This window comes from Undibacterium sp. TJN25, assembly GCF_049339885.1.
In the GTDB taxonomy this organism is placed as follows: Bacteria; Pseudomonadota; Gammaproteobacteria; order Burkholderiales; family Burkholderiaceae_D; genus Undibacterium.
This window is the reverse complement of record NZ_JBMPPM010000005.1, coordinates 61,654-77,136: the sequence shown is the minus strand read 5'-3', so window position 1 is coordinate 77,136 and position 15,483 is coordinate 61,654. Positions and strand designations below refer to the sequence as shown.

18 protein-coding genes are annotated in these 15,483 nt (G+C 55.4%); 7 read left to right on the top strand and 11 right to left on the bottom strand.

Features of this window, described 5'->3' with window-relative positions; all coding sequences use genetic code 11:
• Positions 1-171: 171 nt before the first annotated feature.
• Positions 172-1,359 carry a mechanosensitive ion channel family protein gene (locus ACO0LO_RS13725; RefSeq protein ID WP_422964789.1) on the top strand — a complete coding sequence of 396 codons (1,188 nt, stop codon included), beginning with the start codon at positions 172-174 and terminating at the stop codon, positions 1,357-1,359.
• 47 nt (positions 1,360-1,406) lie between these two features.
• On the opposite strand, the gene ACO0LO_RS13720 is transcribed toward ACO0LO_RS13725, so the two are convergent.
• Positions 1,407-2,186 carry a DUF1223 domain-containing protein gene (locus ACO0LO_RS13720; RefSeq protein ID WP_422964788.1) on the bottom strand — a complete coding sequence of 260 codons (780 nt, stop codon included), beginning with the start codon at positions 2,184-2,186 and terminating at the stop codon, positions 1,407-1,409.
• Between the two features lie 132 nt (positions 2,187-2,318).
• Complete coding sequence (locus tag ACO0LO_RS13715) at positions 2,319-3,395, bottom strand: DUF2157 domain-containing protein (protein ID WP_422964787.1); 1,077 nt, start codon at positions 3,393-3,395, stop codon at positions 2,319-2,321.
• A gap of 522 nt (positions 3,396-3,917) precedes the next feature.
• Here ACO0LO_RS13715 and ACO0LO_RS13710 point away from each other — a divergent pair.
• Both ACO0LO_RS13710 and ACO0LO_RS13705 read left to right on the top strand, forming a co-directional pair.
• A complete protein-coding gene (locus ACO0LO_RS13710) occupies positions 3,918-5,666 on the top strand; it encodes a glutamine--tRNA ligase/YqeY domain fusion protein (RefSeq protein ID WP_422964786.1) in 1,749 nt (582 codons plus the stop codon).
• A 223-nt stretch (positions 5,667-5,889) separates the two neighbouring features.
• Positions 5,890-6,699: a DUF2726 domain-containing protein gene (locus ACO0LO_RS13705; protein ID WP_422964785.1), complete on the top strand. Its 810-nt coding sequence runs from the start codon at positions 5,890-5,892 to the stop codon at positions 6,697-6,699.
• On the opposite strand, the gene ACO0LO_RS13700 is transcribed toward ACO0LO_RS13705, so the two are convergent.
• The 5 genes from ACO0LO_RS13700 to ACO0LO_RS13680 all read right to left on the bottom strand — a co-directional run bounded on the left by ACO0LO_RS13700 (position 6,689) and on the right by ACO0LO_RS13680 (position 10,308).
• The gene (locus ACO0LO_RS13700; protein WP_422964784.1) at positions 6,689-7,180 is read right to left on the bottom strand and encodes a hypothetical protein; all 492 of its coding nucleotides are present in this window, start codon (positions 7,178-7,180) and stop codon (positions 6,689-6,691) included. The genes ACO0LO_RS13705 and ACO0LO_RS13700 overlap by 11 nt on opposite strands.
• A 94-nt stretch (positions 7,181-7,274) precedes the next feature.
• On the bottom strand, positions 7,275-7,601 hold the full coding sequence (locus tag ACO0LO_RS13695; RefSeq protein ID WP_422964783.1) for a hypothetical protein: 327 nt from the start codon (positions 7,599-7,601) through the stop codon (positions 7,275-7,277).
• A 127-nt stretch (positions 7,602-7,728) separates the two neighbouring features.
• Complete coding sequence (locus tag ACO0LO_RS13690) at positions 7,729-8,316, bottom strand: hypothetical protein (protein WP_422964782.1); 588 nt, start codon at positions 8,314-8,316, stop codon at positions 7,729-7,731.
• Positions 8,317-8,465: 149 nt separating this feature from the next.
• Positions 8,466-9,326 (bottom strand): HDOD domain-containing protein, encoded by an 861-nt coding sequence (locus ACO0LO_RS13685; RefSeq protein ID WP_422964781.1) that lies wholly within the window; start codon positions 9,324-9,326, stop codon positions 8,466-8,468.
• Between the two features lie 121 nt (positions 9,327-9,447).
• A complete protein-coding gene (locus ACO0LO_RS13680; protein ID WP_422964780.1) occupies positions 9,448-10,308 on the bottom strand; it encodes an HDOD domain-containing protein in 861 nt (286 codons plus the stop codon).
• Between the two features lie 440 nt (positions 10,309-10,748).
• Here ACO0LO_RS13680 and ACO0LO_RS13675 point away from each other — a divergent pair, with 440 nt between their 5' ends.
• Positions 10,749-11,816 (top strand): fumarylacetoacetate hydrolase family protein, encoded by a 1,068-nt coding sequence (locus ACO0LO_RS13675; protein WP_422964779.1) that lies wholly within the window; start codon positions 10,749-10,751, stop codon positions 11,814-11,816.
• Positions 11,817-11,902: 86 nt separating this feature from the next.
• On the opposite strand, the gene ACO0LO_RS13670 is transcribed toward ACO0LO_RS13675, so the two are convergent.
• Positions 11,903-12,331 (bottom strand): hypothetical protein, encoded by a 429-nt coding sequence (locus ACO0LO_RS13670; RefSeq protein ID WP_422964778.1) that lies wholly within the window; start codon positions 12,329-12,331, stop codon positions 11,903-11,905.
• 144 nt (positions 12,332-12,475) lie between these two features.
• On the opposite strand from ACO0LO_RS13670, the gene ACO0LO_RS13665 reads away from it, so the two are divergent.
• Both ACO0LO_RS13665 and ACO0LO_RS13660 read left to right on the top strand, forming a co-directional pair.
• Entirely contained in the window at positions 12,476-12,868 is a 393-nt protein-coding gene (locus ACO0LO_RS13665; RefSeq protein ID WP_422964777.1) for an MAPEG family protein, read from the top strand.
• Between the two features lie 17 nt (positions 12,869-12,885).
• Positions 12,886-13,437, top strand: a complete 552-nt coding sequence (locus tag ACO0LO_RS13660; RefSeq protein ID WP_422964776.1) for a GNAT family N-acetyltransferase — start codon at positions 12,886-12,888, stop codon at positions 13,435-13,437.
• On the opposite strand, the gene ACO0LO_RS13655 is transcribed toward ACO0LO_RS13660, so the two are convergent.
• Positions 13,434-14,186: a substrate-binding periplasmic protein gene (locus ACO0LO_RS13655; RefSeq protein ID WP_422964775.1), complete on the bottom strand. Its 753-nt coding sequence runs from the start codon at positions 14,184-14,186 to the stop codon at positions 13,434-13,436. The two genes, ACO0LO_RS13660 and ACO0LO_RS13655, sit on opposite strands and share 4 nt — an antisense overlap.
• A gap of 345 nt (positions 14,187-14,531) precedes the next feature.
• Here ACO0LO_RS13655 and ACO0LO_RS13650 point away from each other — a divergent pair, with 345 nt between their 5' ends.
• Positions 14,532-14,720, top strand: a complete 189-nt coding sequence (locus ACO0LO_RS13650) for a hypothetical protein (protein WP_422964774.1) — start codon at positions 14,532-14,534, stop codon at positions 14,718-14,720.
• On the opposite strand, the gene ACO0LO_RS13645 is transcribed toward ACO0LO_RS13650, so the two are convergent.
• Both ACO0LO_RS13645 and ACO0LO_RS13640 read right to left on the bottom strand, forming a co-directional pair.
• The gene (locus ACO0LO_RS13645) at positions 14,699-14,947 is read right to left on the bottom strand and encodes a hypothetical protein (protein ID WP_422964773.1); all 249 of its coding nucleotides are present in this window, start codon (positions 14,945-14,947) and stop codon (positions 14,699-14,701) included. The two genes, ACO0LO_RS13650 and ACO0LO_RS13645, sit on opposite strands and share 22 nt — an antisense overlap.
• A gap of 115 nt (positions 14,948-15,062) precedes the next feature.
• Positions 15,063-15,215, bottom strand: coding sequence for a hypothetical protein (locus ACO0LO_RS13640; protein WP_422964772.1), 153 nt, complete (start codon positions 15,213-15,215; stop codon positions 15,063-15,065).
• Positions 15,216-15,483: the final 268 nt, after the last annotated feature.

The following is a 15,483-nucleotide window of genomic DNA, read 5'->3' as shown; positions in this document are numbered from 1 at the left end:
GATACTCGTCCGGTTCCGTGAAACATTTTTCCCCTACCCTGGTTCAAAAATATCGATGCGTCAAAGCATCAACTTCCTGTTCTCCTACAAGCAAGCTTTCCACCGTCCTATATAACTATCACTGATGTTTATTTAGCATTAGCCTTTAAGCAAAAGACAGGCTGTTTCGCTATGGATATAGGATTCGTTGAACATGCAGAAACACTCAATCCCTTTCTCGCCCGCCCCATCATGAACATTCCCGTGGCAAGCTGGCTGATTGCCTTTACGGCGATGATCGTCAGCTACATTGCCATGCAGTTCGTGCTCAGCTACTTCCGCAGCAGGCTGAAAAAAAACCGGCAGGGACAGGCCGCGGACAGCAACGCCTATCACGTGCGCGATGTGCTGCTGGAAATTCTCGGCGGCACCAGCAAACTGGCGCTGGCGGTCACTTCGCTGCTGATAGGCGTGGCGCTGCTGGACCTGCCTGAGCGCTGGGGCGACAAGATCCATAACCTGTGGTTCCTGGCTTTCGGCCTGCAACTGGCGCTGTGGATCAACAAGGCCATTGCCATTGCCGCACGCCGCTACTTCCTGTCCATCACACCCGCCGCCGGTGAAAGCGCCACTACGGTGTCGCAAACCCTGACGGTCTGGGGTTTGCAGGCACTGCTGTGGATTGTTTTTTTCCTGGCCATGCTGGCCAATGTCGGTGTCAACATCACGGCCTTTGTCGCCAGTTTGGGCATAGGCGGCGTTGCCATCGCGCTGGCGGTGCAGAATATCCTGGGCGACCTGTTTGCATCGCTTTCCATTGCGATGGATAAACCGTTTGAAGTGGGCGATGCGATTAATGTGGATGGCAAGTCCGGCACAGTGGAACACGTAGGCCTTAAGACAACGCGCATCCGCGCCGACAGCGGTGAACAGATAGTGATCGCCAACTCCGCGCTGCTTAAAACCACCATACTCAATTACAAGCGCATGCAAAACCGGCGCATACAGTTTGAACTGGTGATCAGCTTCGACAACCCTCCCGATCTGGCAGAAAAAATACCGGCACTGATCAGGAAAATCATAGAAGCCCAGCCCAGTGTCCGTTTCGACCGCGCTCACTTCAAGAATTTCACGCCGCACTCGATGCACTTCGACATCGTATATTTTATGGTCACGGCGGATTACATGCTATACATGGATACGCAGCAGCGCATCAATATCGCCTTGCTGAAGGAACTGGGCAAGCTGGGGGTATCGTTCACACCACCGATCCAGTCCATGTATATGCTGCCCGACAGGAACGACAGCAAAAAAGATCCGCAATCGGCAACGCCATTGCGGGTCGGGCAGGGATCAGGCGCGAACGCCAAGATGGTGTAAGCAACTGCCCACTTTGGAACCATCGGCAAAAGCGGGATAGCAGGTGCTTACATGGGCTGGCATAAGGGCAACGTCAGCGCCTGCAATATCTCGCCCTTGTCGGATTGTACGAACGCAGTTACCGCCAGGTTCTTCGTAGCGGCGTTGGCAGGCAGGCTGATCTGGCGGCTGACATTTTCGGCAGTGCCGCGTGTCAGGCTGACCGGCTCTCCCCACTCGCGGGCGACGTAGTCGTGCTGCAAGGTGACGCCGCGGTTTTCGCCTGCCTTCACATTGCTGACCAGCGAATTTTCCACCAGCGCAAAATACAGCTTGCCGGGTTGCGCACTCTTGCCTACCAGCCCTACCCTGAGCTTGTTGTCGGCCGCCTTGTCCAGTGTAATCCGAATGTCCGCCTGCGCCGGCATGCTGTTGATACGTTTGACCGAAGCGGCCATACCACCGCGCCAGTCGCGCAGCTCCCTGCCGGCGACGAAGACTTCCGGCGTATACACCGTATGTGAAGACACCTGTTCAGCCAGCCAGCGCTGCCTTTCGGTAAACAGCGGCTTGGCGAACATATCTTTCCAGCCTATGTAGTCCCAGTAATCCACATGCAAGGACAAAGGGATGACCTGGTCGGCACCCAAACCGCTGGTCTTATACAGCGCACTGACGAATTTGTCTGCCGGCGGGCAGCTGTCACAGCCTTCCGATGTATAAAGCTCGAGCAACGCCACCGTATGTGCCGGGCTGGCCTTGCTGCAGCTTTGCGCGGCAACCGGCAACATCGCCGTTGCAGAGACCAGTGCCAGCATCAGCATGGCGCTCCTGACTATTCTATCCATGACATCTCCATTGATTTCCTGCATTAAACCGCGTTTCACAAATGAATGTGAACTGGCGATTAGTCAATGGAGATGCCATATCCTTACAAAGCACATACCGGAACTCGTTCATCAATCCCGGTGAGATATGCTCTACCCTCTTGTCAGCAGCATCATCTGCATGGACTCCGGCAGCAGGCTGCGCAGTCGCGCGCAGATCCTGTGCTCATGCTTGCTCCACCAGAGGCCGGCGCCGATCAGTGCGAATCCAAGCAAGGTCAGCAAGGCGACAAACACGAAACTATCCTTGAATATATGCCACGACAGCTCGCCCAGCATCATCGCCACGCCTATGCCGCCAAACACCGTGAACATCCGGCGTTCCAGCACCGCGCCCAACAGTACCAGCAACGCATTGATGGCCAGGTAGACAAATTTGCCCGCCAGTTCGCCGTTGCCCATCGAGCTCAAGGCTCCCCAGAAACTCATCAGGCCGAACAGGTAAAGCCAGAAAGCGTAGTCTATGCCGGAGCGCGAGCGCACGTCCACCACGAAGGCGAACACCAGCATCAGCAAGCCGAACACCATGGATATCTGCTGGCGCACCGCCCAGCCGGTACCGCTGAAAACAGCGCCGTCGCCCTGGATGAACAGCGCAGGTACGATATCCATGCCCATGTAGAACAATGTCACCGCAATCGGCATCACCAGGAAGCTATAGCGGAAGCGCCACAGCATCAGGCATCCGGCCAGCAATGTCGCCAGTTCCATGATCAGCCAGCGCCAGTCTATGAGCGCGTGGAAATCCCGGTAGTGCGCCGCAGATATACTATCGCTCCAGAAACCCATTACGTGCTGCAGTGAAAAGACCCCCAGCGGCACCAGCGCCACCGTCAACGCGGCAAATATGCCGGCCGGCACGCCCTGGCCGCGGCTGTCCAGCCACATCGCCAGCGTGATGGTGCACAGGATATACACGAGCGTCATATCCAGCAGCACCGGCATGCCCCATTTTTCCACCGCCAGCGTACTGAACAGCGTACAGGCGCCGATGGCCAGCATGCCGCCGAGGTAATACAGCACATTGCCGCCGGTAAACCGGGCATTGGCCGCTTTATGCCTGGCCAGGCGCTCTTCCAGGTAATGCAGCAAGGGGTCCACCTGGCCGTAATGCAACAGCCCCAGGTCCGCGGCGTCTATCAGTGCCTTGCGCTTGCACATCTTGTTCATTTCGTCCTCCAGATCATCGGATTTCAGAGACCTTCAGGTTTGCCTGGGCTTGCATTTGCTGTTCGCCGCCACAATGTTCCAATAGCCTCATATGCCTAATTACTTCATCTTGTTATGAGCCTCCATTAAAGACGTTTTTTTGCGCCTTGCGGAACCTGGAATCGAAGTATCGGAAAGCGATACCCTACGTCGAACGACGTGATATCTAAAATGCGCAAAATGGGAAAACTGTTGGAAAAAAGAGAAAGCTTGCCGCATCGCAGCAGCTGACGGGGACCGAGATGTTTGTACAAACATAAGATCGGTACAGCCTGGAAGAGTGCCTAGGAGCAGGTAACCGTTAAGCAGGTTTTATTGCATTTGCTTGCCTCGCTCTTGCATTGTAGGCCGGGCTAAGCAGGCCGCGATGAAAATAAGGCAATTTCTTGCAAACAATTTATACGCGGACGGCCTACCGCCGACTGAATCGGGCCACGCTACGGTAAAATGCTTGTCATCCCACTATTTAACGAAGCTAGCATAATGAGCAACGATATTAAAAGCAGCACCGCCAATACCGCAACGCCCGAGCCTGCCGCCAATTTTCTGCGCAACCAGATCGACGCCGACCTGGTTGCCGGCACCTATGCCCGCCCCGACCTGCCCAACGTCATTACCCGCTTCCCTCCCGAACCCAACGGCTACCTGCACATAGGCCATGCCAAATCCATCTGTGTCAACTTCGGCCTGGCACGCGACTACGCCGGCCTGTGCCACATGCGCTTTGACGATACCAACCCTGAAAAAGAAGAACAGGAATACGTCGACACTATCCTGGACAGCGTCAAATGGCTGGGGTTTACGTGGGAAAAAGAAATAGCCGGTGCCAAGCAAACCCATCTGTACTATGCCAGCGACTATTTCAACAAGCTCTATGAAATGGCCGAGTACTTGATCACCGCCGGCCATGCCTACGTGGACAGCCAGAGCGCCGCCGACATGAAGGCCAACCGCGGCAATTTCGGCGAACCTGGCAAGAACTCGCCTTACCGCGACCGCAGCCCGGCGGAATCGCTGGACTTGTTCCGCCGTATGAAAGCCGGCGAATTCAAGGACGGCGAACACATCGTGCGCGCCAAGATAGACATGGCCTCGCCGAACATCAACTTGCGCGACCCAGCCATCTACCGCATCCGCCACGCCCACCATCACCGCACCGGCGACAAATGGTGCATCTACCCGATGTACGACTACACGCACCCCTTATCGGATGCGCTGGAAAACATTACGCATTCGATCTGTACGCTGGAGTTCCAGGACCACCGCCCTTTCTACGACTGGGTCATAGAGCGTTGCGCCGAAGGCGGTTTCTTCAAGAAACCGGTGCCGCACCAGTACGAATTTGCCCGCCTGAACCTGACTTACATCATCACCAGCAAACGCAAGCTGCGCCAACTGGTGGAAGAAGCCATTGTCGAAGGCTGGGATGATCCCCGCATGCCGACGCTGGTGGGCATGCGCCGCCGCGGCTACACGCCGGAAGCGATACAACTGATGTGCGAACGCACCGGCGTCACCAAATCCGACGGCTGGATAGACTACAGCGTGCTGGAGGGCTGCCTGCGGGAAGACCTGGACCCGAAAGCGCCGCGCGCCACCGCCGTGCTGCGTCCGCTAAAACTGGTCATCGACAATTTCCCTGAGGGCGAAACCGTGGAATGCACATCGCCGGTCCACCCGCACTTCCCGGAACGCGGCAACCGCGTCTTCCCGATCAGCAAAGAGCTGTGGATAGAACAGGAAGATTTCATGGAAACGCCGAGCAAGGGCTATTTCCGCCTGTTTCCTGGCAACAAGGTGCGGCTGCGTTACGGCTATGTGGTCGAATGTACGGGCTGCGACAAGGATGCAGACGGCAATGTGATCGCCGTGCACTGCAACTACTTCGCCGACAGCAAAAGCGGCACTGAAGGCAGCGCCAACTACAAGGTCAAGGGCAACATCCACTGGGTCAGCGCGCCGCACGCGCTGGAAGCCGAAGTACGCCTGTTCGACCGGCTGTTCACCGATCCGAATCCAGACTCCGGCGGCAAGGATTTCAAACTGGCGCTGAACCCGGCATCAAAAGAAGTCGTGACCGCCTATCTGGAACCAGGCATGTCGGCCGCGATGCCGGAAGATGTCTACCAGTTTGAGCGGCACGGCTACTTTGTCGCAGACCGCGTCGATTCAGCGCCAGGCAAACCGGTATTCAACCGGGTGGTCACGCTGAAAGACTCCTGGGGCAAATAAAGTTTTTACAAATTGCAAAGGAAAGGCGCGACGCGTCTCTCCTTTGGAAAACAGCGCAAACAAGCAAAGTGCACACCGGTACTTGATTTTTGCTCAAATAAAATACAAACTTTTAGCAAGCCTTCGCTGTCCGACAGGCACAGTGGTAGACTCGCAGCATGCCGGGGCAGCCTTTAGGGCCAGCTTATATTAAAACGACTACTGAAAAGTACCCGATACCTGTATGTTTTCGTTGCCTTTTAAAAAGAACAAGGACATCTACGCCGTCTATGAAGAGAAGCGTTTTCTCATCGGTGATGAGGAGGCGTTTTTCGGACGTTTACGCAGGGCCTTGCCGAATTGTTATATTTTCCCCAAGATCGACCTGGCTGCCGTGCTGTCGCCGGGCAGTTCCGATCCCAAGATCAGGCAGGCCGAGCTGGAACAACTGGAAGGCAAGAAGGTCGATTACGGCATTTTTGACGCCAGCCTGGGCTTGTTGTGCGTGATCGAATTGTGCATCAAGGATGCCGACGGCCGCTACGCATCCAACAAAAAGCTGTTCGAGACGGCCGGCATCAAGACCATACGCTGGGACAAAGATACGCTACCGACCTTTGAACAGATCCTGCGTACGCTGGCGCCGTTCTCGACAATTGCCTCGCCCAAGCCCGATGTAGCAGCCAGCACGATCATGCGTACGCAGTTTGAAGAAAACAAGCACATGGACACCGTGCAGGCGATCTACAATTCGCATCCCACGCCGAGCAATATCGAAGCGCTGTCCATCCTGGAAATTGAAAAGCTGACGCCGGAAAAACACCTGAAGAAAGCTTTCCCGCATGTTTGGGAACGCATTTGCCTGTTTTGCAATGAGCCGCAGCACCTGAAGCGCTATCTGAATTCATTGTCCTTGCAGGACAGGGGTGTAGAGCGGGTAGGGTTTCCGCGCGAGGTGCTGAGGGAGATTGCGGCGATCCAGGCTGAGAATGAGCGCTATATCCAGCGCGCCGTGCCGCGCACTACCTGGCACGACTCCTTCATCAACCGCTGACAGCCTTGGTAGCTTCCGCTTCTGCGCAGGCGGCTGCGATCAGGCCCCTGATCCAGCTTTCCGCATCTTCCATCTTGTCAAACACACGGCTGGGAATACCGGCCTTGGTATAACAAGCCAGGATGGCCGGCAGCATGATGCTGATACCCTCCACGTCCGGTCCTATCAGCAGCGCCGCGCCTACCTTGCTGCGGCCTTCCCGCAGCATTGCCTGCAGTGCCTGCGTGAGGATGCCTACCACTTCGGGGCCGGCCAGCGCGCTATCGAAGATACTGATGATTTCGCCCTGCGGGCCTTCCAGCCTGGCTTGGGCTGCCAACTTGCGCTGGATGCGGATCAATGCGTGGATCAGTTCAGCGTTGAACGGACCATAGGCTTCGCTGTAAGCAATGGGATCGACAATGCGGACATCGACCCGGCCATGGGGTCTGAACGCGCCGACCAGGATATCGTCGGTACTTCCGGTGTAGGCCTTTTCCATTCAATCCGTCCGGGGAATTGGAGCTGCTGGGTGCATTATGCAGATACAGATTATCATAATCCCAGTTTTCGCGTCAGCAACATTATGGCGGGTTTCAGGCCTGCCATACTCCATAACCGGCCTCGCGCAAACCTATGGCCAGTTCCACCTCCATGTCGGCAGCGCCGCTGTAAGGCATGGGATTATATATTTCATAGAGTTCCGGCAGCAGCCGCAGGCCAAACTCGAACACATACCTGTTCGATTGTATGCCGGCCTTATGCTTGTCGAAACGCAGGTCCGGGCTGAGGCCGGTCATGCCAACGTAGACGCAGGGTTTGCCGGTGACATAATCCGGGTTGGCCTTCTTGAAGCGGGCTTCGTAAAGAACATCCTTCGATAGTTCTACGACATAAACATGGTGGTGGTAGCGGCGGGCCATGCAGATATTATGCGCGAAGGCGCTCGAATATCACAGCGTTTGCTATCAAAGACAAGCCCGCCGAAGCGGGCCTGAAGGCATAAGGGCTTGGAGGCCTGATACCGCTCTGCAGGCTTGCTTCGCCTGACTAACCGCGAACCTGCGCATCCGTTTTTTCTTTATGGATGCGGCGCGATTGCCTGTTTTCATCGCGCTGTATGTTGCGCTGTTCCGCTGCGGCGACATGGCCATTTTTTCCTGCACGGGCTTCCTGTCCGTCCACCCTGGCCTGGCCGCGCTCCAGCTTGGCGACCTCATGATTTGTCAGAGAACCATTCTTGACACCGTTCTCCACCCGCTTTTCCTGGTTGACGTTACGCTGCACGTCGGCCTGCATGCGGCGGTTCGATACTGAATTGGGGTTGCCGGTTTGTGCATTGGTTTTGTCCGCATGGATATCGCTGCTGACCTTGTTCTGCATGCCCTGGATTCGCGCTTTCTCAGCAGGACTCAGGCTGCCGTCTTTCAATGCACGTGCTTCTGTTTTGTCGATGCTTTTCTCTTCGTGCTCCAGCTTTGCTGCCTCACGTGTCGTGAGCTGGCCGGACTTCAGGCCATTTTCTATCCTCTGCTGCTGGTTGACGTCACGCTGCACATCAGTGGCAGTACTTTGCGCAAAAGCGGCTGTCGCAAACAGGCTGCTCAATAATACGGCGAGTAATTTTGTGGTTTTCATGGCGTATCCCTGTATGGTTAAAATTTTTGTATGCTTCGTGAACCGCCTGCTTGCGGCGGCTCATGGGCATCTAACGCGGAGATACGGCAAGGCGATTACCGCCGGACTGTAATTGGAGTAACAAGTTGTTACTGCCGAGGAGTTGGAGCTTAGGCAATGGCCTGCAGGATCAAGCCCAGCTCGCCCTTGGTTTCGCTCATCAGGGCTTCGACTTTTTCCTGATCGAGCTGTAGGTTTTGCAAAGCAGGCGGGATCACCTTCCAGTTGACGACATCGATGGATTTGGCCACGAAATGCGCATCCAGGAAGTCTGCCGTAGCGACCACGTCGGTAAGCGTGTGCTTAGGCGCCAGAGGAATGTCCGGTGAGCGGCAATCCATGACGGCGGAGCGGATGTCGTCGGAGATATCCCAGTTTTCCAGGATGGCCGCGCCTATGCTGCCATGCCATTGGTCCACCAGGTCCCACAGGGCTTTTTCAGATACGAACAAGTCCTGGTAATGGCGGGCGCGGTTCAAGATATAAAATTTGCCCACATCATGCAGCAGGCCGGCCAGCAAGGCCTTGTCCGGGCTGAGCCTGGTAAGATTCTTGGCCACTACATACGACATCGCCGCCACGCGCAGGCTGCGCGTCCACAAACCCTCCATGCGTTGCGAACTCTGCCCGGTAGACTTGTGCTCGGTCAGTTGCTTCATGCCTACGGAAATGGCGACATTGCGCACGGCGGCAAAACCCAGCGCCATGGTTGCCACGCGCAGTTCGGAAATGCGCTTGTTGGTGCGATTGTAGATGATGGAATTGCTGAGTCGCAGCACCTGCGCGGACAACACAGGCTCGGCGCTGATGATACGCGCCACCGCATCATTGGAAATATCGGGATTGCTGAGCGCCTTGCGAATCTTCATCGTCGCATTCAGCGAGGTAGGGAAAATCAGCTCCTTCGCCGACAACTCCGCAGTGAGTCCTTCGATGAACTCAAATTCCCTGTTTTTTTCGCTTGCTGTCATGACTGATACGCCTGGTTAATTGGTTAGATTACAATTGTATCTCCAATACCGCTCTTCCCGCATTCTGCCGCTCTCGCCCAGGCAGCATCCAAAAAATTTTCAATCGCGAGAAACAAGCCCGCTAAGCAATGGCCTTCAATATCTGGCTCAACTCGCCCCTGGTTTCTTCCCTCAACTGATCCAGCCTTTCACGGGTCAGGTGCAGGTTCCTGAGCGCTACCGGCAAGGCATCCCAGTTGACGCTGTCCAGCGTATTGGCGACGAAGTGGCGGTCCAGAAAATCTGCCGTCGCGATCACGTCGGTCAATGTCGGCCTGATACCGGTTGGCAGGTTCGGTGCGCGGTGGTCCATCACAGCCATGCGGACATCATCGTCGATATCCCAGTTTTCCAGGATCGCGGCGCCTATGCTCGCATGCCATTGGTCGACCACTTCCCAGATCGTGTGTTCGGTGACAAAGAGGTTCTGGTACTGGCGCGCACGGTTCAAGATATAAAATTTACCCACATCGTGCAACAGGCCGGCCAGCATCGCCTTGTCCGGGCTCAGCCTGGTCAGGTCCTTGGCCAGCACATAAGACAGCGCCGCCACGCGCAGGCTGCGCGTCCACAAACCCTCCATGTGCTGCGACACCTGCCCCACCGCCTGATGCTCCGCCAGTTGTTTCATGCCAACGAAAATGGCGACATGGCGCACGGCCGCAAACCCCAGCAGCATGGTGGCTGCGCGCAGTTCGGAAATTCTTTTCCCGCTGCGGTTGAACATCACTGAATTACTCAGCAGCAGCACCTGTGCTGACACCACGGGTTCTGCGCTGATGATGCGGGCGATATTGTCGTTGGAAATATCCTGGTTGCTGAGCGCCTTGCGGATTTTCATCGTCGCGTTCAGCGAGGTCGGAAAAATCAGTTCTTTCGAAGACAGCTCGGCCGAAAGGCCCTGGATGAATTCAAATTCGCTAGCGTGTTCTATCGTCGTCATGAGGAATGGCTAATCTGGGCACCTGAGTTGGGCAACAAGCCTCGCTTCATCCATGGCAGCGGCTGCGAACCTGTGAGATGAACTGAATTCTGGTCTGGGTATTGCTTACCCCTATATGCAGCATTGTGCAGCATGAAAATCCATGCGGGGATTTTTACTTTTTATTTTTAAGGAAAGCTGATATTACATTATCACATTTCTGCGCTATCCCCAACGTGGTACAAACAGCATGTGGCTGAATACATACTTGATTTGCTCTCTTGCACACTTCCACGCGTTCCCTTTTCCTGGCCCATGCGCGCCTATCGCACGGCCTTATGTATCGGATTGTTGAAAGCGGCACACGGAAACGCAAATGTCTGGTGAAATCAAGCCATGCCATGTGGCTCAGCGGAAATTTTCTGCCGGGCCTGGCCATCAATTAAAAAATGGAGATCCGCATGAAAGAAAACCGCCGCAGCTTCCTGAAACTCAGCGCCACGAGTGCCGCCGCAGGTGTGTTGGGACAGTCACTGCCCGCCGCAGCCCAGGAACCGCAAATTGGCGCCATCACGCCTCTGGCTGCCAAACTAGGTTTGCGCCTGGCAACTTTTTCTCCAAAAAAGGGAGACAAGCCGCGTGTGGGCGTGGTGCTGGACGATGGCCGTGTTATCGACATTGGCGCGGAAGCGCAGAAGCAGAAACAAAAGCTGGTGTTTGACCCCGCTTCCATGCTGTCGCTGGTCGCCAGCGGCGACGCCGGGGTTGCGCAGGCCCACTCGCTGGCCCAAAGGGCTGCGCTGCTGAAGATGGCCAGCCCCACTGTGAATCAGGTGCATCTGTGGTCACCCATCCCCAAGCCGCAGAGCAATATCTACGCAGTGGGCTGGAATTACCTGGACCACTTTGAAGAGGGCAAGGATGCGCGTGCCGACAAGACGGTCACTTCTTATCCGGCTAATCCAGTGTTCTTCACCAAGGCCGTCAACACGATGAACGGCCCTTTCGACACCATTCCGTACGACGCCAGCAATTCCACGATGATAGACTGGGAGGCAGAGTTGGCCATCGTCATCGGCAAGGGTGGCCGCAATATCAGCGAAGAACAGGCGATGAACCACGTGTTCGGCTATGCGGTCTATAACGACACCACCGCCAGGGACGTGCAGCAAAAACGCCATGGCGGCCAATGGTTCAAAGGAAAAAGCCTGGACGGCCATGGCCCGATGGGGCCGTGGATAGTGACAACCGCAGGCCTGAACCTGGACGATACACGCGTGATCTGCCGCGTCAATGGCGTGGAAAAACAGAACGCCAGCTACAAACAGATGTATTTCAAGATCCCCCGCATCATCGCCGAGCTATCGCGCGGCCTGACTCTGGAAGCAGGCGACATCATCAGCACCGGCACGCCATCCGGCGTGGGCTTTGCGCGCAAGCCACCGGAATTCATGAAACCCGGCGACGTGATGGAAACCGAAATCACCGGCATAGGCATCATCCGCAATACGATCAAATCGGAAACCTGAGGCTACGGCAGGCTGTTCATGCTGCCGGTTTCCTTGTATAAACCTTGTGTAAAAACAGAAAGCGGGCAAAGGCCCGCTTTCTGTTTTTAGTCGCGCTTGCTGCTGCGCATGGAACTGAGGAACAGGCCCATCCCGCCCACCGCCAGTACCAGGATCACGATCAGGTCAAACAGTGTCATGCTGCGCAAGTCAAAGTGGATGGAGGTAATGACACCGAAAATCAGCGCCGCCAGCGAACCCAGCGCGAGCGCCCAGCCCAACAGGCTCCTGACGTTGTAAAACACCAGGCCTATGCCAATGATGAAGGGCACCATGATCATGCCGCTGGTCACGCCATAGCTGCCGCCGAAGGCACGCAGGCTGTAAATGCCCATACCCATGCCGAAGCTGGAATGAACGGAAATGGCATTGAGCAACATATAGAAGCCGCCGCACATCATGAACAGGCCCAGAAAAAACTGGCCCACACCGCCCTCTGTACCGCCCGCACCCTTCATTGTATTTTCTCCTTTCATGCTATCTCCTGTACGATTGCGCTGAAACCCGTGCTTCAGCATAGTTGCCAGCGCCATTCTAAACGACGACGCCGCTTTTTTTGACGGCAATATGCAGCCCGGATCACCGCCTTCCGCGGCTACCATTCTTTAGGAGCGTTGACGATGAATTTTGAACTCTATTGTGTCGCCTGGACCCTCGTGCTCGCAGTCGCCCAGATATTGATGGCGTCCACCGCCAGGACCGCGCAATACGGCAGCAAGTGGAATATGAGTGCCCGCGACGGAGAACAAGCTCCGTTGAAACCGCTGCCTGCCCGCCTGCTGCGCGCGCAGGCAAACCTGTTTGAAACAATGCCCATCTTTATTGCCGCCATCCTGGTCGCCTGCATTGCCAATCGCACCGGCGCACTGACGCACTGGGGCGCCCTGCTCTACCTGGCCGCAAGGATCATCTACCTGCCGCTGTATGCAATGGGCATTCCGGTCGTGCGCACACTGGTGTGGATGGTGTCATTGGTGGGCATTGCAATGTGCCTGTTTGCCATTTTGTTTTAGCGCTTGCCAGCACTTAAATGAACCAGGCTTTCCCCGTTCTCCATACCGCCCGTTTCCTGCTCAGGGACATCGCCGTTGCAGATATCTCCGAGGTTTTCCGCGGCCTGTCGGATCCAGCCATCACCGCCTACTACGGTATTTCGTATGACAGCGTGGAAGCGACGCAGGCACAAATAGACTGGTATCAGGAACTGCTGGAACAGCAAACCGGCATCTGGTGGGGTATCTGCAAAAAGGAGGATCCTGGCACACTGATTGGCGCTTGCGGATTTTACGCATGGGACAAGGAGAACCGCAATACCGACATGGGCTACTGGCTGCAGCGCGAACACTGGGGCGGCGGCGTGATGCAGGAGTGCCTGCGCGCGATACTGCCGCACGGGTTTCGGGAAATGTCATTGCACCGCGTTGAAGCAGAAGTGGAACCGGAGAATATTGCCAGCAGCCGCCTGCTGCAAAAACTGGGTTTCCAGCTGGAAGGCAAGCGCCGCCAGTGCGAGTGGAAAAACGGCCGCTTCGTCGATCTTGAATACTATTCGCTGCTGGAAGGCGAGTTTGCCCTCTCCTAAAGCCCGGGGCTTTTCCATTTTTTCTCTATACCGGCATAGATGCCGTTGGCGCGTATCGCCAGCAAGCCCTTGTCCAGCAATTCCGCATACCTGCCGGCTTCAGGGCGGCTCCTGGAGAAGCTGACAAACAGCTTGTCCTCAGACACGATGCCGACCTGCCGTACTTTATCTTTCAACTCGGCCGGGTAGGCTACGCTCAGGTAGTCGACCACCCGCGTATAGACCAGCGAGTATTCCGAGCGGCCCATCACCAGCTTGCGCAGATTGGATATGTCCGTCGGCGCCTGCTCGCGCACGATCTGCGTATCCGTCTCGACCTCATCGCCGTAGGTATAGCCGTGCGTAAAACCGACACGCCTTCCCTTCAGGCCTGCGACCGTGACCTTTTGCGGGCCTGCATCACTGCGTGCATAGATTCCTATTACTGCCTTGAAAATGGGTTCTCTATGGAACAGGAATTCCGGTCCCAGCCTGGCATCATTGAGGCTGTCGAAGCAGCCTGTCGCCTGTGCGGTCCTGGCCATCATCAGGCAGCGCGCATACGGCGCCGAAACGAATTGCGCCTGGATACCGACTGCGGCGTATGCAGCGTCTATCACATCGACCGCAAACCCTTGCAGGCGGCCATCCTTGACAGCAGCATACGGGTACCAGTCGTCTTCGCCGACCAGCGTCACCGTTTCTGCATGCGCGAGGGCAAAGTCGCACAGCAGCGCGAAGCACAACAAAAAAGAGCGAAACATGGGCATGGAAGAATTTTTGCGACAAGTTGCGGTGCTTTAGGCTGGTAATTCCGGCCCATTTACCGCAAGTTTCGAGTGTGCGCTATGGGTATCAGCTATAGTAATCGCCAAAAATGTTGCCTGGTGAAAATTTAATAATTATTAACAATGTTTATAGAAGGATCTTGCAATAGTGGCGGTATGTGTCGTTTATGTGCCAACGCATTATTCGACGGCGCAGGTAGACCCGTATAGCGTTCCTGGAAACACGATCCATCCGGTGAAGAAACAAACACTTACAAACCTATCGTCAACGTGATGGGCTTGCGGGCAGTTATATCCTCAGGCGTTTTCATTTCACAGGAGGAAGCCATGCGTTTCAAATCATTGCTCATCGTTGCAGTTATCGCTGCAACAGCAAGCCTGTCCGGTTGCGTTGTTTATCCCGCCCGCGGCGGCTACGGTTACGGCGGCGGCCCCGGCGTGTATGTAGAACCTGCGCCAGTTGTTGTAGCACCGGCCTATTACGGTGGATGGGGCTATCGCGGCCGCAGGTGGTAAGCAGTTATCGGCAAGATAGTGGCAGTAAGCATGAAAAAGAAGTAACGGCATTCCATCTGCAGCTTCGCCGGCAAGCTGGCGAAGCTGTTGGTTGGTTGGAATAATTGCAGGGAATAAAAAGGGCGGAAGAAGTGCTGGGCAGGTGCTGGGAAGGTGAGATAACGCTCCGGTTCAGCATTTTTTTTGCGGCAGTAAAAACGGAAAACGTAAACCGATATCGGCAGCATGCCTTGCCTACCACCCGATAAATTCAGCATGAATATGGCAACTGCGGGCTATCGCGCATGCAGCGGCTTAAGGAGGGCGGGCCTTACAAACAAATCCAACAAGTCCACAAATCGCTTATCTCAATCTGTTTTTTCTATCTGTTTCTATCAAATCCCAGCCAAGCTGACGCCGGATTTCCTTGATGTCCGGCGGAGGGCAATGCTCCTGCTGCCGGTGCTTCAAGTATTCTCTGACCTGTTCCTTGGTCGGATGCTGATTTTGTTCCATTGCTTCACCTCATGCATTGCAATTTGTGTATGCTTCAGAAGCTGTTACGAAATTAGTCTGATCAAGTACTACGACGGACAATGAGTAGCACTGCGAGAAAGATCATCGACGCCGGCGTAATTTCACAACAATTTCCGGTTGATGCAGTCTATAAGCAGTTAACGTAGTAAAGACAGCTTTGTTGACCCACACAAACGATTTGTGAGCGTTAATCGCACAATGTTACAGTTTTGTTGTTTTTGCACCTAATTCCCATACCAAGAGGCAT

Excerpts from the sequence above, each read along its gene's own strand:
- ACO0LO_RS13725 (WP_422964789.1), top strand. The coding sequence starts at position 172 with ATGGATATAGGATTCGTTGAACATGCAGAAACACTCAATCCCTTTCTC.
- ACO0LO_RS13720 (WP_422964788.1), bottom strand. The coding sequence starts at position 2,186 with ATGGATAGAATAGTCAGGAGCGCCATGCTGATGCTGGCACTGGTCTCT.
- ACO0LO_RS13715 (WP_422964787.1), bottom strand. The coding sequence starts at position 3,395 with ATGAACAAGATGTGCAAGCGCAAGGCACTGATAGACGCCGCGGACCTG.
- ACO0LO_RS13710 (WP_422964786.1), top strand. The coding sequence starts at position 3,918 with ATGAGCAACGATATTAAAAGCAGCACCGCCAATACCGCAACGCCCGAG.
- ACO0LO_RS13705 (WP_422964785.1), top strand. The coding sequence starts at position 5,890 with ATGTTTTCGTTGCCTTTTAAAAAGAACAAGGACATCTACGCCGTCTAT.
- ACO0LO_RS13700 (WP_422964784.1), bottom strand. The coding sequence starts at position 7,180 with ATGGAAAAGGCCTACACCGGAAGTACCGACGATATCCTGGTCGGCGCG.
- ACO0LO_RS13695 (WP_422964783.1), bottom strand. The coding sequence starts at position 7,601 with ATGGCCCGCCGCTACCACCACCATGTTTATGTCGTAGAACTATCGAAG.
- ACO0LO_RS13690 (WP_422964782.1), bottom strand. The coding sequence starts at position 8,316 with ATGAAAACCACAAAATTACTCGCCGTATTATTGAGCAGCCTGTTTGCG.
- ACO0LO_RS13685 (WP_422964781.1), bottom strand. The coding sequence starts at position 9,326 with ATGACAGCAAGCGAAAAAAACAGGGAATTTGAGTTCATCGAAGGACTC.
- ACO0LO_RS13680 (WP_422964780.1), bottom strand. The coding sequence starts at position 10,308 with ATGACGACGATAGAACACGCTAGCGAATTTGAATTCATCCAGGGCCTT.
- ACO0LO_RS13675 (WP_422964779.1), top strand. The coding sequence starts at position 10,749 with ATGAAAGAAAACCGCCGCAGCTTCCTGAAACTCAGCGCCACGAGTGCC.
- ACO0LO_RS13670 (WP_422964778.1), bottom strand. The coding sequence starts at position 12,331 with ATGAAAGGAGAAAATACAATGAAGGGTGCGGGCGGTACAGAGGGCGGT.
- ACO0LO_RS13665 (WP_422964777.1), top strand. The coding sequence starts at position 12,476 with ATGAATTTTGAACTCTATTGTGTCGCCTGGACCCTCGTGCTCGCAGTC.
- ACO0LO_RS13660 (WP_422964776.1), top strand. The coding sequence starts at position 12,886 with ATGAACCAGGCTTTCCCCGTTCTCCATACCGCCCGTTTCCTGCTCAGG.
- ACO0LO_RS13655 (WP_422964775.1), bottom strand. The coding sequence starts at position 14,186 with ATGCCCATGTTTCGCTCTTTTTTGTTGTGCTTCGCGCTGCTGTGCGAC.
- ACO0LO_RS13650 (WP_422964774.1), top strand. The coding sequence starts at position 14,532 with ATGCGTTTCAAATCATTGCTCATCGTTGCAGTTATCGCTGCAACAGCA.
- ACO0LO_RS13645 (WP_422964773.1), bottom strand. The coding sequence starts at position 14,947 with ATGCTGCCGATATCGGTTTACGTTTTCCGTTTTTACTGCCGCAAAAAA.
- ACO0LO_RS13640 (WP_422964772.1), bottom strand. The coding sequence starts at position 15,215 with ATGGAACAAAATCAGCATCCGACCAAGGAACAGGTCAGAGAATACTTG.